Here is a 20204-nt window from a genome sequence, read left to right as displayed (position 1 = left end):
AGGACACGACATGACCCAACGCAAGGGCATCATCCTCGCCGGCGGCTCCGGCACCCGGCTGTACCCGATCACCAAGGGCGTCAGCAAGCAGCTGCTGCCGGTGTATGACAAGCCGATGATCTATTACCCGCTCAGCGTGCTGATGCTGGCGGGCATCCGTGAAGTGCTGATCATCAATACCCCGCACGAACAGGCCTTGTTCCAGCAGTTGCTGGGCGATGGCTCGCAGTGGGGCATGGACATCCAGTACGCCGTGCAGCCGAGCCCTGATGGCCTGGCCCAGGCGTACCTGATCGGCCGCGATTTCGTGGCCGGCAAGCCGAGCTGCCTGGTGCTGGGTGACAACATCTTCCACGGCCATGGCCTGCGCGAGGTGCTGCGCAATGCCGATCAGCGCGACCACGGCGCGACGGTGTTCGGCTACTGGGTCAATGATCCGGAGCGTTACGGCGTTGCCGAGTTCGACAAGTCTGGAAAGGTGGTCGACCTGGTGGAGAAGCCGGAGAACCCGCGTTCCAACTATGCCGTGACCGGCCTGTATTTCTACGACGGCAATGCCAGCCACCATGCGGCCGAGCTGAAGCCGTCGCCGCGCGGCGAGCTGGAGATCACTGATCTGAACCAGCGCTACCTGCGTGAAGGCAACCTGCATCTGGAGGCGCTCGGCCGCGGCTACGCGTGGCTGGATACGGGTACCCACCAGTCGCTGCTGGAAGCGTCCAACTTCATCGAGACGATCCAGACCCGCCAGGGCCTACAGGTCTGCTGCCCCGAGGAAATCGCCTTCGGCCAAGGCTGGATCAGCGCCGAGCAGTTGGAAGCGCTGGCTGCACCGCTGATCAAGAATGGCTACGGCCAGTACCTGCACAAGCTCGCCCTGCGTGGAGTCGTTCCGTGAAAGTGATTGAAACCAAGTTGCCCGGCTGCGTGGTGATCGAGCCGGCCGTGTTCGGCGATGCCCGTGGTTATTTCTTCGAAACCTGGAATGCCGAGCGCTTCGCAGCGCTGGGCCTGCCGGATCGCTTCGTGCAGAGCAATGTTTCCACCTCGGCGCAGGGCGTGCTGCGCGGCCTGCATTACCAGTGGCCGCGCCCGCAGGGCAAGCTGGTCAGCGTGCTGGAAGGCGAGGTCTACGACGTGGCTGTGGACATCCGCCGCGGTTCGCCGACCTTCGGTCAGTGGGAAGCGGTGGTGCTGAGCGCGGAAAACAAGAAGCAGTTCTGGATTCCGGAAGGTTTCGCGCATGGTTTCGCGGTGCTGTCCGAACGCGCGGTGTTCAGTTACCTGTGCACCGAGGTCTACCTCAAGGACTTCGATGCCGGCGTGCGCTGGAATGACGCCGATATCGGCGTGGACTGGCCGGTCAGTGCACCGACGCTGTCGGCCAAGGACGAGAACGCTCCCTTCCTGAAGGACATTGCTGAAGACCGCCTGCCGGTCTACGTGCCATGACCGTTCTGGTATTCGGCGGCAACGGTCAGGTCGGCCAGGAGCTGCTGCGCGCGCTGGCACCGCTGGGCAAGGTGGTTGCGACCACCCGCAGCGGCGTCCTGCCCGATGGCAGCGCCTGCGAAACCGCCGATTTCGGCCAGCCTGACAGCCTGCCGGCGCTGCTTGACCGGCTGCAACCGTCGATCGTGGTCAATGCGGCCGCCTACACCGCCGTCGACCGTGCCGAACAGGAGGTCGACGCCGCCTTTGCGGCCAACGCGCAGGCGCCGGGCGTGATCGCGCGCTGGTGTGCGGCGCATGGCGTGCCGTTCGTGCATTACTCCACCGACTATGTGTTCGATGGGCAGGGCACGGCTCCGTACCGCGAGAATGAACCGACCGCGCCGCTGGGGGTCTATGGCACCAGCAAGCGTGATGGCGAAGACGCCGTGCGCGCTGCGGGCGGCCGTCATCTGATCTTCCGCACGGCATGGGTGTATGCCTCGCACGGCGCAAATTTCCTGCGCACGATGCTGCGGGTGGGCGCTGAGCGCGATCAGCTGCGTGTGGTGGCCGACCAGATCGGCACGCCGACGCCGGCGGCATTGATCGCGGATGTCACCGTGCAGGCGCTGCAGCATCCGGGCGCGCTGTCGGGAACGTGGCATCTGACGGCGTCGGGCCAGACCAGCTGGCATGGCTTTGCCGAAGCGATTTTCGCTGAAGCACTGGCGACGGGCGTGCTGGCCAAGGTGCCGTCGGTTGAAGCCATCCCCAGTTCCGAATACCCGACCCCGGCCAAGCGTCCCGCATGGTCGGTGCTCGACAACCGCAAGCTGCAGCAGGACTTTGGCATCGCGCTGCCAACGTGGCAGGACGGCCTGAAGCGGGTCATGGCTGAGATTGCCTGACCCGGTAGGCGACGTGCCGACCAACGGTCGGCACCCACCCCGACCAACGGTGGGCGCCGGCCCCGACCAACGGTGGGCGTCGGCCCCGACCAACGGTTGGCACCCACCGCAGGGCGTAGGGTCAACTCCGCCCGTAGGTATCCTCGAACCGCACGATGTCATCCTCGCCGAGGTAACTGCCGGACTGCACCTCGATCAGTTCCAGCGGCAGCTTGCCAGGGTTGCGCAGGCGATGGGTCACGCCCAGCGGGATGTAGGTGCTCTGGTTTTCGCTCAGCAGGATCACCTCGTCGCCACGGGTGACTTCGGCGGTGCCGCTGACCACGATCCAGTGCTCGGCACGGTGGTGGTGCATCTGCAGGCTCAGCGTACCGCCGGGCTTGACCGTGATCCGCTTGACCTGGAAACGCTCGCCGTTGTCGATTGAATCGTAGGCTCCCCACGGGCGGTAGACCTTGCGGTGCCAGGTCGCTTCGCTGCGGCCGTCAGCCTTCAGCTTCGCCACCACCGTCTTGACCTCCTGCATGCGGTCGGCCTTGCCGACCAGCACCGCGTCGTCGGTCTCGACCACGATCACATCATCCAGCCCGACCATCGCCACCAGGCGTTGGCCGTAGGCATAGGTGTTGCGGCAGTCGATGGCGATCACATCACCCTGGTGCGCATTGCCGTCGCCGTCCTGCTGCGATACATCGCGCAGTGCGGTCCAGGAGCCGACATCGTTCCAGCCGGCATCCAACGGCACCACCACTGCATCGGCGGTCTTTTCCATCACGGCGTAATCGATCGAATCGGACGGCACGGCAGTGAATGCGTCCTTGTCCAACCGGGTGAAATCGGCATCGCGGCGTGCGCTCTGCCATGCGTCGCGGCAGGCCGACAACATGGCCGGCTGCAGGCGTTCCAGCTCCTGCAGGTAACGCGAGGCCTTGAACAGGAACATGCCGCTGTTCCAGTAGTACTGGCCGCTGGCCACGTAGCCGGTGGCGGTGTCCAGATCGGGCTTTTCGACGAAACGCTCAACCGCGCGCACGCCTTGGCCGTCGGCGGCCTTGATGTAGCCGTAGCCGGTTTCCGGGCCGGTCGGCACGATACCGAAGGTGACCAGCTTGCCGGTTTCAGCGGCGCCGGCAGCAGCCTGCACCGCAGCGCGGAACGCGGCTTCGTCGGTGATCACGTGGTCGGAGGGCAGTACCAGCAGCAGTGCATCGTTGCCATCGCGGGTCGCCTCAAGCGCGGCAACGGCAATGGCCGGGGCGGTGTTGCGGCCGACCGGCTCAAGAATGATCGCCGCGGGCTCGGCGCCGACCTGCTGCAGTTGTTCGGCCGCAACGAAGCGATGTTCCTCATTGGCAATGACCAGCGGGCCACGGCTGGCAATGGGCGCCACGCGCCGCCAGGTCGCCTGCAGCATCGTCAGCTGACCGGCCAAGGGCAGGAACTGCTTGGGATACGCTTCGCGCGAGAGCGGCCACAGACGGGTGCCGGAACCACCGGAGAGGATCACGGGCTGGACGGTGTTCATCGGAACATCTCCGCTCAGGCCTTCAACAGCGTGGCGATTTCATCGGTGCGTGCCTGCATCAGCGCCGCATCCCCACGCGATTCCACGTTCAAGCGCAGCAGCGGCTCGGTGTTGGAACTGCGCAGGTTGAAGCGCCAGTCGCCGAAGTCGGCACTGATGCCATCGGTATGGTCCAGCGCCGGCGACTGCGCGGCGAAGTGTTCCATCACGCGGGCCACGGACGCCTTCGCATCGCTGACCTTGAAGTTGATTTCGCCGCTGCACGGATAGGCGGCCATGCGGTCTTCAACCCAGTCGGCCAGCGAACGGCCGCTTTCGGAAATGAGCTGGGCGATCAGCAGCCAAGGGATCATGCCCGAGTCGGCATAGGCGAATTCGCGGAAGTAGTGATGGGCACTCATTTCGCCGCCATACACCGCGTCCTCTGCGCGCATCTTCTCCTTGATGAAGGCATGGCCGCTCTTGCACAGCACCGGCACACCACCCGCCTGTTCGACCATCTCCACGGTGTTCCAGACCAGGCGTGGGTCATGCACGATCTTGCCACCCGGGTTACGGTCCAGCGCCGCCTTGGCCAGCAGGCCGACGAGGTAATAGCCCTCGATGAAGCGCCCGTTGTGGTCGAAGAAGAAGCAGCGGTCGAAATCGCCATCCCAGGCAATGCCGAAGTCGGCGCCGTGCTCGCGGACCGCCTCGGCCGTGGCGGCGCGGTTCTCCTGCAGCAGCGGATTGGGAATGCCGTTGGGGAAGCTGCCATCGGGTTCGTGGCAGATGCGGATGAACTCGAACGGCAGGTGCGGTGAGAGCAGGTCGACGATGGCGCCGGCGCCCCCATTGCCTGCGTTGACCACCAGCTTGAGGGGCTTGAGCTTGGTGCTGTCCACATAGGACAGCAGATGCTGGATGTAGGCGCTCTTGTCGTGCTCGCTGCGTTGGCCTGCGGTCGGCGGCTGCGGTGTTGCGCTGTCGGCTGCCACGGCATCGGAGATCGCGAACAGGCCGGTATCGGAACTGATCGGCCGGGCGTTCTCCTTGACCAGCTTCATGCCGTTGTAGTCCATCGGGTTGTGGCTGGCGGTAACCATCACACCGCCCGCTGCACCGCGATGGTCGGTCTGGAAATAGACTTCCTCGGTGCCGCACAGGCCGATGTCGATCACTTCCCGGCCCGCGCCGCGCAGGCCGGCTGCCAGGGCATCCTGCAGCGCCGGACTGGTCAGGCGGACGTCGTGCCCCACCACCACTGGCCCGGGTGACAACTGATCGGCCAAGGCCACGCCGATCCGCCGGGCGAGGTCTTCGTTCAGTTCTTCCGGCACACGGCCGCGGATGTCATAAGCCTTGAAGGCGGGCAGGGGCATCGCTGGAATCCTTTGTCAGATCAGTTGGCTAGTGTAATCCCAGCCTTGTATGGGAATCGTTTCCATAGACCCAACGCTGCCTGACCGCCGAGTGGTCACGTGTGGGTGGCCCTGCGTCTGCCTGCCGCGCGTTTGGCCGGCGCGCCGGGCAGGGGAGACAGCAGGGCCTCAAGGTCGGCTGCGTCGAAACGTGGGCCTGTGCCGGCACTGCCCTCCAGGATCGCGTCGGCCAGGTCGGCCTTGCGCTGCTGCAGCTCGGCGATCCGTTCCTCGACGCTGCCGGCGGTGATCAGCTTGTAGACGAACACCGGCTGGTCCTGGCCGATGCGATGGGCACGGTCGGTGGCCTGGTTCTCGGCGGCCGGATTCCACCAGGGATCGAAGTGGATGACGGTGTCGGCAGCGGTCAGGTTCAGGCCCACGCCACCGGCCTTCAGGCTGATCAGGAACACGGGAACCTCGCCCTGCATGAAGCGCTGCACGGGCGTGACCCGGTCCTGGGTATCGCCGGTGAGCTGCACGTAGGGCAGGCTGAGTTCCCGCAGGGCCTGGCCGATCAACGCCAGCATGCCGGTGAACTGCGAGAACAGCAGGATGCGCCGCCCTTCCTCGACCATGGCAGGCAACATCTCGCGCAGCAAGTCCAGCTTGGCCGAACCGGCAGCGCGCGCGGGTGTCTCGCCTGGCAGCAGGCGCGGATCGCAGCAGACCTGGCGCAGCTTCAGCAACGCGTCCAGTACCACGATGTGATTGCGCGCCAGCCCGCTGCCGTTGATCGCATCGCGGACCTGCTTTTCCATCGCCGCACGCACGGCTTCGTACAGATCGCGCTGGGCGCCTTCCATTGCCACGGTGCGGGTGATGACCGTCTTCGGTGGAAGCTCGGAAGCGACCTGGTCCTTGCGCCGGCGCAGGATGAAAGGTCGCAGCCGCTGGGCCAGCAGCTGAGCACGCCGCTGGTCGCTGCCGCGTTCGATGGGATGGCGCCAGTGCTGGTTGAACTGTTTTTCGCTGCCGAGCAGGCCGGGCAGCAGGAAGTCGAACTGCGTCCACAGCTCGCCCAGATGGTTCTCCAGCGGGGTGCCGGTCAGGCACAGGCGATGACGCGCCTGCAGCGTGCGCAGCGTGGCCGCTGCGCGCGATCTGGGATTCTTCACCTGCTGTGCCTCGTCCAGGATCAGCAGGTGATAGGAATGGGCCTGCAGCGCCGGTTCGTCGCGCCACAGCAGGGGATAGGTGGTGAGTATCAGATCATGGGCGGCAATGGCGTCGAACTGCGTGTCACGTGCGGGGCCGTGCAGGGTCAGTACACGCAGATCCGGGGTGAAGCGCGCCGCTTCGCTCTGCCAGTTGTGCAGCAACGAGGTTGGCACGACCACCAGCGCCGGCTTGTCCAGGCGGCCACTCTGCTTTTCAAGCAGCAGATGGGCCAGGGTCTGCAGTGTCTTGCCCAGGCCCATGTCATCGGCCAGCACGCCGCCCAGGCCCTGCTGGCGCAGGTACTGCAGCCAGGACAGGCCTTCAAGCTGGTAGCTGCGCAGCGTCGCGCGCAAACCCTGGGGCGCTGGGACAGCGCTCATCGCCGGGGCGTCCAGCAGGCGCTGCACGCGTGCACGGGTATCGTTGCTGCTGTGCAGCCGTAACTGCGCAGCGTCCTGCAGGGCCTGCAGGCGGCCGCGATCATGCGCCTGCAGGCGCAGCGGTTGCCCACGGTCGCCGAACAGATCCGCAAGCAGCGCGATCACCGGCTTCAGCCGCGCTGCCCGCAGGGCAAGACGTTCATTGTCTGCCGTCGTCAGCAATACATTCTCGTCATCGCCAATGGCATCCAGCTGGCCGCGCAGCCAGCGCGGATCGGACTGCAGCACACCCTGCAGCAGCGGAACCAGCGCAATGCTGCGGCCATCGACGTCGATGGTCAGGGCCAGGTCGAGCTCGTTGCTGTCAGCGGACACCGACCGGACATCCAGGTCGATGTCCTCCACCCGGGTGATGCGGTGGCGGAAGGCGTCGTCAGTCTCGATCTTCCAGCCCAGCGCTTCCAGCCGCAGCACATCCTCCAGCAGGAAGCGGGTCCAGTCGAAACTGCGCAGCTCGAACAACGGGCCGCCGCCGTCCAGCACGATGCGCGGTTGCCGCTCGCGGTGCAGGTGGACGCTGTGCAGTTCAGCCTCGCGCCGTGCCTCCCCGGCCAGGTCACGCGGCAGCAGGTAGAGCTGGCCCTCGGCGTCGTGCACGAACAGCGAGGGGTCGTCGAGAAAACGCACGTGTTCGTCGTACTCGAACGCGACGGTGGCGACGTCGAGCCATTGCGAGGGGTCACGTTCGGTGAGCCAGGCAGGTCGGTATTCCATGCTGTGCAGATGCAGGATCGGTGTCATCGCCTGGATCTGCAGGGTAGGCAGTATCGGATCGGCGGCCGCACGCAGCGAACCCGGTTCACCCTCCAGTGAGTTCTGCAGTGCGGCCAGCAACACCGCGGCGACATGCTCGCAGTGCGTGCCAGCCGGGCAGGTGCAGCGACTCTGCAGGGGGCTGTGCGGGGTGCGGGCGCTGGCATCCAGGTCGATCGCCACCTGCCAGCCCTCGACCTGGGCGGTCAGCAGCGGTGACCGGTAGCGCAGCTCGCGCACTGCCGACACGTGGTGGTTGCCCTTTTCCAGCGTCCCGGCATCCAGCCAGCGGGACAGTTCCCCTCCGGTGAATACTTCGGCCATGCGTCGTCCTGTCCTCTCCATCTACAGCACGCGTTGCCAAGGGCACCGCAAGCGGGAAAGGGAACATTCTACGGATTGGCAGCCCGGCATGCCGGTTCATGCTGCGGCGCATCCCAGCCGGTAACGGGTGTGCCGCTAGAATGGCGGCATTCTCACCGGGTAGGGCAGTAGAGATGCAGCAATCAACTTCCAGCGGCACGCGCAGCAAGCGTTTCGCCTCTGCGGCGCAGGCCCTGCAGGGCGTGGTCGCCGATGGCCAGACCCTGGCCGTGGGGGGCTTTGGCCTGTGCGGCATCCCCGAGGCACTGATCGCCGCGTTGCGCGACAGTGGCGCCAAGGGCCTGACCGTGATCTCCAACAACGCCGGCGTCGATGGCTTCGGCCTGGGCCAGCTGCTGGAAACCCGGCAGATCAGCAAGATGATTTCGTCGTACGTGGGCGAGAACAAGGAATTCGAACGGCAGTTCCTGGCCGGCGAGCTGGAGCTGGAATTCAATCCGCAGGGCACCCTGGCCGAGCGCCTGCGTGCCGGCGGGGCGGGTATCCCGGCGTTCTTCACCGCCACCGGTTACGGCACCGTGGTCGCCGAGGGCAAGGAAATCCGCGAGTTCGATGGCAAGCACTATGTGATGGAAACCGCGCTGCGCGCCGACGTTGCCCTGGTCAAGGCCTGGAAAGCCGACGAGGCCGGCAACCTGGTGTTCCGCAAGACCGCGCGCAACTTCAACCCGGCCTGTGCAATGGCCGGCAAGGTCTGCATCGTGGAAGTGGAGGAGGTGGTGCCGGTCGGCAGCATCGATCCGGACCAGGTGCACCTGCCGGGCATCTATGTGCACCGCATCGTGCACAACCCCACCCCTGAAAAACGTATCGAACAGCGCACCATCCGTGCGGAGGGCAACTGACATGGCATGGACCCGCGATGAGATGGCGGCGCGCGCTGCGCGTGAGCTGACCGATGGCGCCTACGTGAACCTGGGCATCGGCCTGCCGACGCTGGTGGCCAACCACATTCCCGAAGGCGTGGACGTGTGGCTGCAGTCGGAAAACGGCCTGCTGGGCATCGGTCCGTTCCCCACCGAGGCCGAGGTGGACGCCGACCTGATCAATGCCGGCAAGCAGACCGTCACCGCACGTGCGGGCGCCAGCTACTTCGGCAGCCATGACAGCTTTGCGATGATCCGCGGTGGCCACGTCAACCTGGCCATCCTCGGTGCAATGCAGGTGACCGACAAAGGCGACCTGGCCAACTGGATGGTGCCAGGCAAGATGGTCAAGGGCATGGGCGGTGCGATGGACCTGGTGGCCGGCGTGCAGCGCGTGGTGGTGCTGATGGAGCACACCGCCAGGAACGGCGAGCACAAGATCCTGGCCGAATGCACGCTGCCGCTGACCGGTGTGGGCGTGGTCGACCGCATCATCACCGACCTGGCGGTATTCGATGTGACCGATGACGGTCTGGTGCTGGTGGAGACTGCGGCGGGTGTGGGCGAGGATGAGTTGAAGGAAAAGACCGGCGTCGCGTTCAAGCGCGCCTGATTGAGCAGTGACAGGAGGCGCCAGGTGCCTCCTGTCGATCAGCCGCGTTGGGCGTAGGCATATTCTTCGCTACCGCTGGCGTCGGGCTCACCAACGCACGCGGCCGCTGTCGCCACCCGTAGTCCGGCGTGTTCACAGCATGTACCGAACACGCGTTCAACGGCGTGGGCCAGCGTCCCATCTATCTGGCCGTGCTCAGCATCGAAGTTGCTTCGATACAGGTGCGCGTCCAGCAGCGGGCGCAGGGCCTGCAGCCGCCACCAGCCCATGCTGCCGGCACCGAACCGGCCGTCGCCTGCCGCAGCGTGCAGGCCGAGCCGCACCTGCAGCCGTTGCAGCGCCGGACCATTGCCTCCAACGTACTGGGCAACCGGCAGAAGGTGGCCTTCGGCGACGACCATGCCCAGTCCGGGATCGGCCTGGAACGCGGCGTGGATGCGCGCGGCTCGGCCGTCCTGCACGAGGCGCTGCAGCAGTTCCTGCCGCCACTGATCGCCATTGGAGCGATGGCTGGAACGTTTCGTATGCAGCTTCAGGATCACATCGTGTTGGCCCTGCAGCAGTTCAGCCACTTCAAGGAACGGCAGGATGTCCCGGCCATGGTTGTCCACAGCCATGACCTCGCCCTGCAGGCCATGTGCAACAAGTGCCTGCTGCACGGCGTCCACCTGCTGGGCCGGAGTAGTGACCACGATCCGCCACGGCAGTGCTGCATCGCGCAGTGCGGACAGGACCTCGGGGAGTGTCTCCAGGTACCAGGCATGGAGATGGACCGCCGGCTGCTGGATCGGTTCGGCGGCCGGTGACAGCGCATCGCGGGTAGCCTGCAGCCATGCATGACCCAACCGTGCATCCGGCTCCAGCACGGCGCCCTCGGCCCATTCGTTCCAGGCGTTGATGAAGACCATGCGCTGCTTTGCCGGTACTGCCGACAGCCGCTGATGCACCGTGGTGCGCAGCCAGTCGCGGTAGCCGCGTGGCGATGCATGCAGGTAGACCCGGCCGCGGCCGGAGCGCCTGGCTTCGTTGTCCCAGCCCGGGTTCACGCCCGGATACAGCGGATAGTCCGGCAACGGGCGGGCGCCAATCTCGGCCGCGAGTTCACGCCAATCGCGCACGTCGCCGTTGAAATCGGGATTGAGCAGCCATTGCTGTGCCGACAGCGAAGAAGGGTTGCTCATGTTTGGAGGGAATTCGACGGCAGCGTCGAATCCGATGTCACGGGGGTCGGGGCGTTCAAAGCCTTGAACGTAGGCCAGATGGACCTCGCCCACGCCATTCTCGCGGCACCAGCGGCGCCAACGGTCGGCGGTGGCCCGTGCATCGGGCAGCAGATGCGGCCGGTACACCAGCAACATCGGCCGACCGTCGACCTTCAGGGCGCGACGGTCACGCAGATAGGGCGCGATGTGGGCGATGAAGGCCAGATCGTCTTCGGCGCTGTGCTGCTGGCCGATCAGGATGTCATCGTCGCGCCCGTCCCAGCGGCGTGCCCAGTTCTCGTTGGCCCAGCACAGGCAGAACGGCAGGTCGATGCTGTCGTCGTCCAGCCAATGGCGCAGCGGGTCTTCCATCAGCGTGCGGCCGCTGAACCAGTAGTAGTAGAAGCAGAACGCGCCGATACCGTATTCGGTCGCGAGGCGCGCCTGGTCACGCATCACCTGCGGATTGCGCAGGTCGTAGAAACCCAGATCGGCAGGCAGGCGTGGCTGCACATGGCCTTCGAACTGCGGCAGAGCGCGGGTGACGTTGCGCCATTCGGTAAAGCCCTTGCCCCACCAGGCATCGTTTTCCGCAAACGTGTGGAACTGCGGCAGGTAGAACGCCACCAGCGTTGCCGGCAGCGGCGAGGGCAGCGTGCCCTCGCGCCAGGCAACGTGGCCGATCGCGGGCTCGTCCGCACGCCAACGCAGCTGCGCAGCGGCGCTCGGTCCACCAGCGTTCTGCTGTCCTTTGGGCGGTGGCGGCACCCAGTCGCCATGGCGGGCCAGAAGGCGGGTGCGCAAACGGTCACGCTGCCCCTGCGACAGCGGCAACGCCCGGAAAGCTGCACGCAGCAGCGGGAACAGCGCCTGACGCAAGCGGCTGTTGGTCATCGGACGCGTTCCGGAAAGGGGGAACGGAAACCCGGCATCGCATGGAGAGCATCGATCATGCCCCCATTTTCGGCGTTGGCGGCCATGGCGGCAAACATGGCCGTGCTAGCGTGGGGGGATGCTGTTCCCGACCGACATTCCCGACGCTGACGTCCGCCATTTGCCAAGCTGGTTGCCTGGCGGGCAGGCTGATGCCCTGCAGCAGGCCCTGCAAGCCGAAATCCCGTGGGAAACCCACCGCATCCGCATGTTCGGCAACTGGGTGGATTCACCACGCTTGAGCTGCTGGATCGGCGATCCGCAGGCACGTTATCGCTATTCAGGTACCGAGTTCGTGCCGCATCCGTGGCCGCCACGGCTGTCCGCGCTGCGCGACCGGCTACAGGCCGAGGGCGTCGGTCGATTCAACAGCGTACTGCTCAACCGCTATCGCGGCGGCACCGACTACATGGGCTGGCACAGCGATGACGAGCCCGAGCTGGGGCCGGCGCCGCTGATCGCTTCGTTGAGCCTCGGCGCAGCGCGGCGGTTCCTGCTGCGCCGCCGCGATGACACCACGCGCAAGGCGGAATTCCTGCTCGGTCATGGCGACCTGCTGCTGATGGGCGGCGCCACCCAGCGCCACTACCAGCACGCGCTGCCGAAGATGGCGCGGGTGCAGGGCGAACGCATCAACCTGACGTTCCGCTGGATCCATCCGCGTTGACCGGGGTTCGCCGGGCATGGCCCGGCGCTACCAGGAACAGGTGGTGGTAGCGCCGGGCCATGCCCGGCGTGCGAAACGGGCAACCTCAGCGCTTCAGCGCCTGCTTGTCATTCTGCCCGCTGGTCAGCGTCCAGCCCACCACGTCCTGCGCCACCTGCTGCAGGCCACGCTCGAACGCCGCTGCCACTGCCGACACATCGGTGCTGCCCACCGGCTGCAACTGGCGGAAGGTGCGGTCGGCGACCACGCGCTGGTTGGTGACGTCGATCAGCTTGGCGTTGATCTCGATGACGACCGTCGGCGTTGCCTGGCCCTGGTAATCCGATTCGAAGCGACGGATGTCGGTGGACAGCTTGTAGTCGGCGCGGATGCCGGCGGCAACGCGGGCCACGCCGTGGATGCGGCCGGAATCCTCGAAGCCGCGCAGCAGGGTGTCTTCGATCATGTCGGTGGCCGGCTGTGCCCAGCTGGCGCCCTTGTAGATCTCCAGCTCCGACGGCGTCGGCCGTACGTTGATGCGCGGGCTGTCGACCATGCGCGCGGCGCTGGGCTTGGCCAGCACCAGCTGCCAGTCGGCCTGCGGCCAGCTGGGGTCGACCTTGACCTGCACGGCCGGCGAATACAGGGTGACGGGGTTCTTGTCGCCGCTGCCGAGGATCGAGCAGCCACCCAGCAGGGTGGCCAGCGACGTTGCCAGCAACAGGCGCGGAAGGGTGGTCGGGCTCATTTGGGTTCGAACTCCTTCGGGGCGTCGCGGCCGAGCAGGTAGCGTGCGGGATTGTTCTCGAGGCGGTCGCTGACCCGGCGCAGGTCGCGGATCAGGCCACGCAGTTCACCCAGGGTCGGGCCGAGCTGGCCCAGGCCGTCATTGGCGAAGCTGTTGATGGCGGCGCGGTTCTCGCCAAGGATCGAATCGGCATTGCCGGCCGCCGAATCAAGCTTGGCCAAGGTGGCGTCGAGCTTGTCGATGATGCCCGGCAGCTGCTGTACCAGGTTCTTGTCCAGGCGCTCGATGGTGCCGTTGGTGGTCTTCAGGGTGGCGTCCAGGCTGCGCGCGGCATCGCGCGCGCTGAGCAGCAGCGACTGCGTGCCTTGGTCACGGTCGGCCAGGCCGCCACTGATGGTTTCCAGGTTGGCCAGGGTGGCGTTGATCGAGGCGACGTTGCGGTCGCTGAGGATCTGGTCCATGCGCTCGACGATGCGGTTGGCCACGTCGGTGATGTTCTGCAGCGCCGACGGCGTGGTCGGGATGATCGGTGCCGGGTCCTTGTTGACCGTGGTCAGCGCCGGCGACTGCGGCGTGCCGCCGCTGAGCTGGATGATCGACGGGCCGGTCAGGCTGGTGATCGCCAGCTTGGCGCGGGTATCGGTCTTGACCGGCGTGGTCGAGTTCAGGCGGATGCGCGCGACCACCTGGCGCGGGTCATCCGGTACCAGGTTCAGTTCGGTGATCGAGCCCACCGCGATGCCGTTGTACTGCACCGGGCTGCCGACCGACAGGCCGGTCACCGCTTCGCGGAACACCACCCGGTATTCCTGCCAGGTGCGGTCGGAGGAGTACTTGGCGGCCCACAGGCCGAAGGCCAGCAGGGCCAGGCCGGTGATCAGGGTGAACGCGCCGATCAGCACGTAGTTGGCTTTTGTTTCCATGGCTCAGGCACTCTCGATCTGTTCGCCACGCGCGGCGCGCGCGCGGGGTCCGTGGAAGTATTCCTGGATCCACGGATGATCCAGTCTCTCGATTTCCGGCAGCGGCGCATTGGCCACCACCTTGCGGTCGGCGATGACCGCCACCCGGTCGCAGATCGCATACAGCGTGTCCAGGTCGTGGGTGATCAGGAACACGGTCAGCCCCAGCGCCTCCTGCAACGTCTTGATCAGGCGATCGAACGCCGCCGCACCGATCGGGTCCAGGCCGGCGGTGGGCTCATCCAGGAACAGCAGGGGTGGATCCAGCGCCAGCGCACGTGCCAGGCCGGCGCGCTTGCGCATGCCGCCGGACAGCTGCGAGGGCAGCTTGTTGATGGCATCGGCGGGCAGGCCGGCCAGTTTCACCTTCAGCAGTGCCAGTTCGTAATGCCAGCGCTCGGGCAGTTCGCGGTGGTGTTCCTTCAGTGGCACCTGCACGTTCTCGCCGACGGTCAGCGACGAGAACAGGGCGCCGTCCTGGAACAGCACGCCGGTGTTGCGCTCGATATGCAGGCGGCTCTCGGGATCGTCGGCGCGCGCATCGCGGCCGAGTACCTCGATCCGCCCTTCATCCGGCACGCGCAGCCCGAGGATCGAGCGCATCAGCACCGATTTGCCGGTACCCGAGCCGCCCACCACGCCAAGGATCTCGCCACGTCGCACGTCCAGGTCCAGCCCTTCATGCACGGTCTGGCTGCCAAAGCGGTTGACCAGCCCGCGCACGCGGATGGCCAGGTCGTGGCCGTCGTCGTCCTGCATGGGCACGTCTTCGGGGGTCGGATGCGTAGTCATGTCACCAGTCCATGTGCATGAACCACAACGCCGCGAAGGCGTCGATGATGATCACCAGCGAGATCGTCTGCACCACGCTGGAGGTGGTGCGTTCGCCGACCGACTGCGCGGTGCCTTCCACCTTCAGGCCTTCCAGGCAGCCGATCAGGCCGATCACCAGCGCGAACACCGGCGCCTTGGACAGGCCCACCAGCATGTGCCGCACTTCCATCGTTTCGTGCATGCGCGCGATGTACATCTGCGGCGGGATGTCCAGGTCGAACGCGCCGACGGTGATGCCGCCGGCCAGGCCTGCGACCATCGCGATGAAGGTCAGCAGCGGCAGGGTCAACAGCAGCGCGACCAGGCGCGGCAGTACCAGCAGGTCGATGGGATCGAGCCCCAGGGTGCGCATCGCATCGATTTCCTCGCGTGCCTTCATCGCACCGATCTGCGCGGTGAAGGCACTGGCGGTGCGGCCGGCCAGCACGATCGCGGTCAGCAGCACGGCGAATTCGCGCAGGAAGGCGATGTTCACCAGTTCGACCACATAGATCTCCGCACCGAAGTCGCGCAGGATGGTCGAACCGAGGAAGGCGATCACCGCGCCGACCAGATAGGACAGCAGCGCCACCAGCGGCACCGCATCCAGCCCGACCTGTTCCATCTGGTGCACGGTCGCGGTCAGGCGGAAACGTCGGGGCTCCTTGACCAGGCGCGCACCCTTGACCAGGTTCTCGCCGAGGAAGCTGCACAGTGCCTTGATGTTGTGGCCGGTGGCATGGACGCTGACACCCAGCCGCTCCAGTGCCGCCAGTACGCCGAAGTCACGCTTCGGCTTCGGGCGGTCGTCGGCTACTTCCTCAATGGTGCACACCAGCGCCTGGTGGTCCGGGCGGAACTGCAACGCGTCTTCGCTGAGGTCAGCGCGATGGGCGACGCGCAGCACCTGCAGCACGCCGGCGGAGTCGAGCAGCTCGATGCCTGTGGCGTCGATGCCGGTCAGCTTGTCCGGAACGCCACGCAGCACTTCGGCCGCGGCCAGCGCGGTCTTCAGGGTCCAGTGGCCGGACAGCCGGATCAATCCCGGATCCTGAGCGTCCTGTTCGAGCTGGGGGGCGTGGGTCGGGGTCATGGGGGCCATTCGGGTCGCAGCATAACCGTTCTGAATTGCACGTCGCGTCGAACCAGGATGAATTTCTCCAGCAGAGCCTGACGTAGGTAATACTACGGCGCATGTCCGCAGACGCTCACACGATCCCCACGCCCCAGGCCACCTACGCGCAGCGGGTGGCCTTCGTTTCCGAGATCGCCGGCCGCCTGCACAGCTACGGCACAACGGCCCAGCGCCTGGAAGCGGCGGTGGTTGCCTTGGCCCGGCAGCTCGATCTGGATTGTGAACCGTGGTCGAACCCCACCGGCATCATCCTCAGTTTCAGCGATCCGGCGCAGGCCATCGGCTCCAGCGACATCACCCGGGTGATCCGCTTGGCGCCCGGCGAGAACGACCTGCACAAGCTCAGCGTGGCTGACGGGATCGCCGAAGAAGTGGCCAATGGCCGCATGAGCATTGCCCAGGGCCACACCGCGCTGCGCCAGCTGGACAAGGATCCGGGCCGGCGCGGCAAGCTGCGCACCATCCTGTCCTTCACCCTCGGTGCGGCCGGCGTGGCGGGCATGTGGAAGCTGCCGTGGCTGGACATCGCCACCGCCGGCGTCATCGGCCTGTTGATCGGCCTGCTCGGCATGGTCACCGACAAGCGTCCGGCCAGCCGGGAAGCGGCCGAAGCGCTGGCGGCGCTGCTGGCCGGCCTGGTCGCCACCGTGGTTGCCACGTTCGTGGGTGCCCTGAATCTCAACACGGTGATCATCGCCTCGCTGGTGGTGCTGCTGCCGGGCATGTCACTGACCAATGCGGTCAATGAACTGGCCAGCCAGCACTGGGTGTCCGGCACCGCGCGCTTTGCCGGCGCGTTGACCACGATCATGAAGCTCAGTGTCGGCGCGATGATCGCGGTGACCCTGGCCGATGTGCTGGGGCTGGACCCGATGATCCGTGCCTCGCGGCCACAGGGGCCGTGGGTGGAGTGGGGCTCGCTGCTGACGGCGGCGTTCGCCTTTGCGATGTTGTTCAAGGCCAACCGCCGCGACTATCCGTGGGTGATCGCCGCCTCGGTGGCCGGCTACGCGATCTCCAAATTTGGTGGTCATGCCTGGGGGACGCCGGCCGGCATCTTTCTGTCGGCGATGCTGCTGACCGCCGGCGGCAACCTGTTCGGGCGCGTGGTCGGCCGCCCCGGTGCGATCATCCGCCTGCCGGGCATCATCATGATGGTGCCCGGCAGCACCAGCCTGCGCGGCGTGCTGACCCTGGTCCAGCAACAGGACGTGGGCGCCGGCCAGAGCGTGTTCCTGACCGTGTTGAACGTGGTGATGGCGCTGGTCGCCGGCCTGCTGTTCGGCAACCTGCTGATGCCGGCGCGCAAGACGCTGTGATCAGGCGGTAGCGCCGGGCCATGCCCGGAGGATCGGGAAACCAACCGCTGCGCTCGCCGGGCATGGCCCGGCGCTACCCCCAAAAAAAACGCCGGCTTTCGCCGGCGTTTTTCATTCCTGCTGCAGACGGCCTCAGGCCTTCTTGATCAGGAAATCTTCCGGCTTCTTGCTGCCCTTGGCAGTCAGCTCGGCCATCCAGCGCGGCTGCTTGCCACGACCGGTCCAGGTTTCCTTCGGGTTGGCCGGGTTGCGGTACTTCGGCGCAACCTTGCCCAGCTTGCGGCCGGCAGCCTTGGACGGGGCCTTGGCGGCCTTGGCGACCTTGCGCGCGCGCGGTGCGGGCTCACCACCGAACAGTTCCTCGATGGTGTAACCCTCGGTCTTGGCCAGCTTGCTCAGCTGGGCACGCACCTTGGTGATCGGGCGACGCTTGGCGACGATGGTCTGCTGCTTCTTGGCCGTGCGGATCAATGCGCCCAGCTCACGTGCAGACAGGCCGGTCAGGTCGATACTCATCAACGATTACTCCAGAAACTAATTTAGGGACAGGGACGAGCCGGTCCGTGGCGTCGCAGGACAGAGTAATGATGAATTAATCCCAGCACAAACAGTTGCGGTCACCGTCTGTCGGCTGGCTGGCCCGGTTGCGACCATTTTGACCGGATTATGTCCGTTGCGGTTTTCCCGGGGCGGCCAGCCGCCAAAAAAAAAGACCGGGGTATACCCCGGTCTTTTCCGATCAGCCCTGCAGGCGCTGCAGCAGGGTGGCCTTGTCCAGGCTCTCCGCTTCGGCCGCGCGACGCGAGCGGTACTCGAAGGTGCCTGCGGCCAGGCCGCGCTCGCTGACCACCACGCGGTGCGGGATGCCGATCAGTTCCATGTCGGCAAACATCGCGCCCGGGCGCAGGCCGCGGTCGTCCAGTGCGGCATCCAGGCCGGCATCGCGCAGCTCCTGCAGCAGAGCTGCAGCTGCATCGGCCACGCCTGCGTCGCCCTTCGGATTGATCACGCAGACCACCACCTGCCACGGCGCCATCGCGTCGGGCCAGATGATGCCGGCGTCATCGTGGTTCTGCTCGATGGCCGCGGCGACCACACGCGAAATACCGATGCCGTAGCAGCCCATCGTCATCACCGCGGCCTTGCCATTCTCGTCCAGCACGGTGGCATCGAGTGCCTTCGCATAGGTGCGCCCCAGCTGGAACACGTGGCCGACTTCGATGCCGCGGGCGATTTTCAGCTCGCCGCCGTCCAGCGCACGATCACCGGCGCGCACGTTGCGGATATCGGCCACTTCCGGTTCGGCCAGGTCGCGGCCCCAGTTGACGCCGGCCAGATGGAAACCGGCCTCATTGGCACCGACGACGAAGTCGGACATCGCCGCCACTTCGCGATCGGCGACCACGCGGATGGGCTTGGCCGGTGCAACCGGACCAAGGAAGCCCGGCACGCTGCCGAGGTATTCGGCGATCTCTGCTTCGCTGGCGAAACGCTGCTCGTCCAGGCCAGCAACCTTGCCCAGCTTGATTTCGTTGACCTCGTGGTCGCCACGTACCAGCGCCAGCACGAACTGCTGTGCCTCGCCTTCGCCGGCGATCAGCGCCACCGACTTCACCGTACGCTGCAGATCGATGCTCAGCAGCGCGGCGACGTCTTCGCAGGTCTTCTGGGTCGGGGTCTCGACCTTGCGCAGTGCTTCGCTGGCCGCAGCACGCGCGGCCGGATCGGCGGCGATGGCCGCTTCCATGTTGGCCGCGTAGTCCGAACCGGTGGAGAACACCAGCGCGTCTTCACCGGAGTCGGCGATCACGTGGAATTCCTGCGAGGCGTCACCGCCGATCGCGCCGGAATCGGCCTGCACCATGCGGAAGTCCAGGCCCAGGCGGGTGAAGATGCGGCTGTAGGCCACCTTCATGTTTTCGTACTCACGCACGAGGTCTTCGTCGTGCAGGTGGAACGAGTAGGCGTCCTTCATCAGGAACTCGCGCGCACGCATGACACCGAAGCGCGGACGGATCTCGTCGCGGAACTTGGTCTGGATCTGGTAGAAGTTCACCGGCAGCTGCTTGTAGCTGGACAGTTCGCTGCGCGCGAAATCGCAGGCCGCTTCCTCGGCGGTGGGGCTGTAGCAGAAGGTCTGTTCCTTGCGGTCCTTGATCTTCAGCAGCTGCGGGCCGAATTTCTGCCAGCGGCCGGTCTGCTCCCACAGTTCCTTCGGCTGGATGGTCGGGATCTGGAATTCCACGGCACCGGCGCGGTCCATTTCCTCGCGGACGATGCGTTCGACCTTGCGCAGCACGCGCAGGCCCAGCGGCGACCAGGTGTACAGGCCGGATGCGAGCTTGCGGATCATGCCCGCGCGCAGCATCAGCCGGTGGCTGGTCAGCTCGGCGTCGCTGGGGGTTTCCTTGGTGGTGTGCAGGTGGAACTGGGAGAGGCGCATCGTCGGCTTCGGATTACGGCAGAGATACCTATTCTGCCAGCCCGGCCGGGGGAGGGGTATCGGCCGGGCTGCGCCCGGCACCCGCCGAATCAACGTCAACGTCAAAAGCGGGTATTCCGTGGGATGGCGGGGTGGGTCCGGTTGCGGGGGACGCCGTAAACCCATCCGTGGGGGCTTGGCCGCGGCATCCATGCCGCGGACACCCCCGCAACCGGACCCACCCCGCCTTCGACAGTTTTCCGCAATCCATCTGGATGGCGTGGCTTGCTATTGGTAGGTGTCGACCTTGGTCGACAGTAGATCCACGCCATGCGTGGATGTTTTTTTCGTCCCGATTTCGAAATATTCGATTTCGATGGAGATTCATCCACGCATGGCGTGGATCAACCCACCGTCACCGGGAACCTGTCGAAGGCGGGGCGGTGTGGGTGGGCAGGACCGTTGGCGCCATGGATGGCGCCATCGAGCCCCCAGGGATGGGTTTACGGCGTGTCCTGCCCACCCACACCGCCCCGCCAA

At 66.1% G+C, this 20204-nt stretch carries 17 protein-coding genes; 7 read left to right on the top strand and 10 right to left on the bottom strand.

Annotation, left to right across the window (positions count from 1 at the left end; all coding sequences use genetic code 11):
* The first annotated feature begins 10 nt into the window (after positions 1-10).
* The 3 genes from rfbA to rfbD are packed head-to-tail and all read left to right on the top strand — an operon-like array spanning position 11 to position 2342.
* Positions 11-898: a glucose-1-phosphate thymidylyltransferase RfbA gene (gene rfbA, locus AC3WTC_RS14280; RefSeq protein ID WP_025878478.1), complete on the top strand. Its 888-nt coding sequence runs from the start codon at positions 11-13 to the stop codon at positions 896-898.
* Complete coding sequence (gene rfbC / locus AC3WTC_RS14275) at positions 895-1452, top strand: dTDP-4-dehydrorhamnose 3,5-epimerase (protein ID WP_025878479.1); 558 nt, start codon at positions 895-897, stop codon at positions 1450-1452. Before rfbA ends, rfbC begins: the two co-directional genes overlap by 4 nt.
* A complete protein-coding gene (rfbD, locus tag AC3WTC_RS14270) occupies positions 1449-2342 on the top strand; it encodes a dTDP-4-dehydrorhamnose reductase (protein WP_492711716.1) in 894 nt (297 codons plus the stop codon). Before rfbC ends, rfbD begins: the two co-directional genes overlap by 4 nt.
* Positions 2343-2463: 121 nt before the next feature.
* Here rfbD and AC3WTC_RS14265 read toward each other — a convergent pair whose 3' ends face one another.
* From AC3WTC_RS14265 to AC3WTC_RS14255, 3 genes are all read right to left on the bottom strand, one after another.
* Entirely contained in the window at positions 2464-3867 is a 1404-nt protein-coding gene (locus AC3WTC_RS14265; RefSeq protein WP_492711715.1) for a mannose-1-phosphate guanylyltransferase/mannose-6-phosphate isomerase, read from the bottom strand.
* Between the two features lie 14 nt (positions 3868-3881).
* Positions 3882-5228, bottom strand: coding sequence for a phosphohexomutase domain-containing protein (locus AC3WTC_RS14260; RefSeq protein WP_279208416.1), 1347 nt, complete (start codon positions 5226-5228; stop codon positions 3882-3884).
* 95 nt (positions 5229-5323) lie between these two features.
* Positions 5324-7945, bottom strand: a complete 2622-nt coding sequence (locus tag AC3WTC_RS14255) for a DEAD/DEAH box helicase (protein WP_492711714.1) — start codon at positions 7943-7945, stop codon at positions 5324-5326.
* Positions 7946-8118: 173 nt separating this feature from the next.
* Between AC3WTC_RS14255 and AC3WTC_RS14250 the strand changes: the two genes are divergently transcribed.
* Positions 8119-8850: a CoA transferase subunit A gene (locus tag AC3WTC_RS14250; RefSeq protein WP_492711712.1), complete on the top strand. Its 732-nt coding sequence runs from the start codon at positions 8119-8121 to the stop codon at positions 8848-8850.
* 1 nt (position 8851) lies between these two features.
* Complete coding sequence (locus AC3WTC_RS14245; RefSeq protein WP_025878485.1) at positions 8852-9484, top strand: CoA transferase subunit B; 633 nt, start codon at positions 8852-8854, stop codon at positions 9482-9484.
* 38 nt (positions 9485-9522) lie between these two features.
* Here the strand turns inward: AC3WTC_RS14245 and AC3WTC_RS14240 are convergent, their stop codons facing one another.
* Positions 9523-11580, bottom strand: a complete 2058-nt coding sequence (locus tag AC3WTC_RS14240; protein ID WP_088101609.1) for a glycoside hydrolase family 99-like domain-containing protein — start codon at positions 11578-11580, stop codon at positions 9523-9525.
* A 118-nt stretch (positions 11581-11698) separates the two neighbouring features.
* Here AC3WTC_RS14240 and AC3WTC_RS14235 point away from each other — a divergent pair, with 118 nt between their 5' ends.
* Entirely contained in the window at positions 11699-12286 is a 588-nt protein-coding gene (locus AC3WTC_RS14235) for an alpha-ketoglutarate-dependent dioxygenase AlkB family protein (protein WP_025878487.1), read from the top strand.
* A gap of 85 nt (positions 12287-12371) precedes the next feature.
* Here AC3WTC_RS14235 and AC3WTC_RS14230 read toward each other — a convergent pair whose 3' ends face one another.
* From AC3WTC_RS14230 to AC3WTC_RS14215, 4 genes are read right to left on the bottom strand one after another with little or no spacing between them, the layout of a single operon-like run.
* The gene (locus tag AC3WTC_RS14230) at positions 12372-13013 is read right to left on the bottom strand and encodes an ABC-type transport auxiliary lipoprotein family protein (RefSeq protein WP_025878488.1); all 642 of its coding nucleotides are present in this window, start codon (positions 13011-13013) and stop codon (positions 12372-12374) included.
* Positions 13010-13936 (bottom strand): MlaD family protein, encoded by a 927-nt coding sequence (locus AC3WTC_RS14225; protein WP_025878489.1) that lies wholly within the window; start codon positions 13934-13936, stop codon positions 13010-13012. Before AC3WTC_RS14225 ends, AC3WTC_RS14230 begins: the two co-directional genes overlap by 4 nt.
* A 3-nt stretch (positions 13937-13939) precedes the next feature.
* The gene (locus tag AC3WTC_RS14220) at positions 13940-14767 is read right to left on the bottom strand and encodes an ABC transporter ATP-binding protein (protein ID WP_492711709.1); all 828 of its coding nucleotides are present in this window, start codon (positions 14765-14767) and stop codon (positions 13940-13942) included.
* A 1-nt stretch (position 14768) separates the two neighbouring features.
* Positions 14769-15890, bottom strand: coding sequence for an MlaE family ABC transporter permease (locus AC3WTC_RS14215; RefSeq protein ID WP_177177018.1), 1122 nt, complete (start codon positions 15888-15890; stop codon positions 14769-14771).
* A 92-nt stretch (positions 15891-15982) separates the two neighbouring features.
* On the opposite strand from AC3WTC_RS14215, the gene AC3WTC_RS14210 reads away from it, so the two are divergent.
* On the top strand, positions 15983-17242 hold the full coding sequence (locus AC3WTC_RS14210) for a threonine/serine exporter family protein (protein WP_025878492.1): 1260 nt from the start codon (positions 15983-15985) through the stop codon (positions 17240-17242).
* A gap of 132 nt (positions 17243-17374) precedes the next feature.
* Here AC3WTC_RS14210 and AC3WTC_RS14205 read toward each other — a convergent pair whose 3' ends face one another.
* Positions 17375-17758, bottom strand: coding sequence for an H-NS histone family protein (locus AC3WTC_RS14205; protein WP_492711707.1), 384 nt, complete (start codon positions 17756-17758; stop codon positions 17375-17377).
* 223 nt (positions 17759-17981) lie between these two features.
* Positions 17982-19685: a proline--tRNA ligase gene (locus AC3WTC_RS14200; protein ID WP_492711705.1), complete on the bottom strand. Its 1704-nt coding sequence runs from the start codon at positions 19683-19685 to the stop codon at positions 17982-17984.
* Positions 19686-20204 lie beyond the last annotated feature (519 nt).

The sequence above is a fragment of the Stenotrophomonas sp. FW305-C-20-S1 genome (assembly GCF_058783335.1).
Note: the sequence above shows the minus strand (reverse complement) of the source record. Positions and strands in the feature narration are given on the sequence as shown.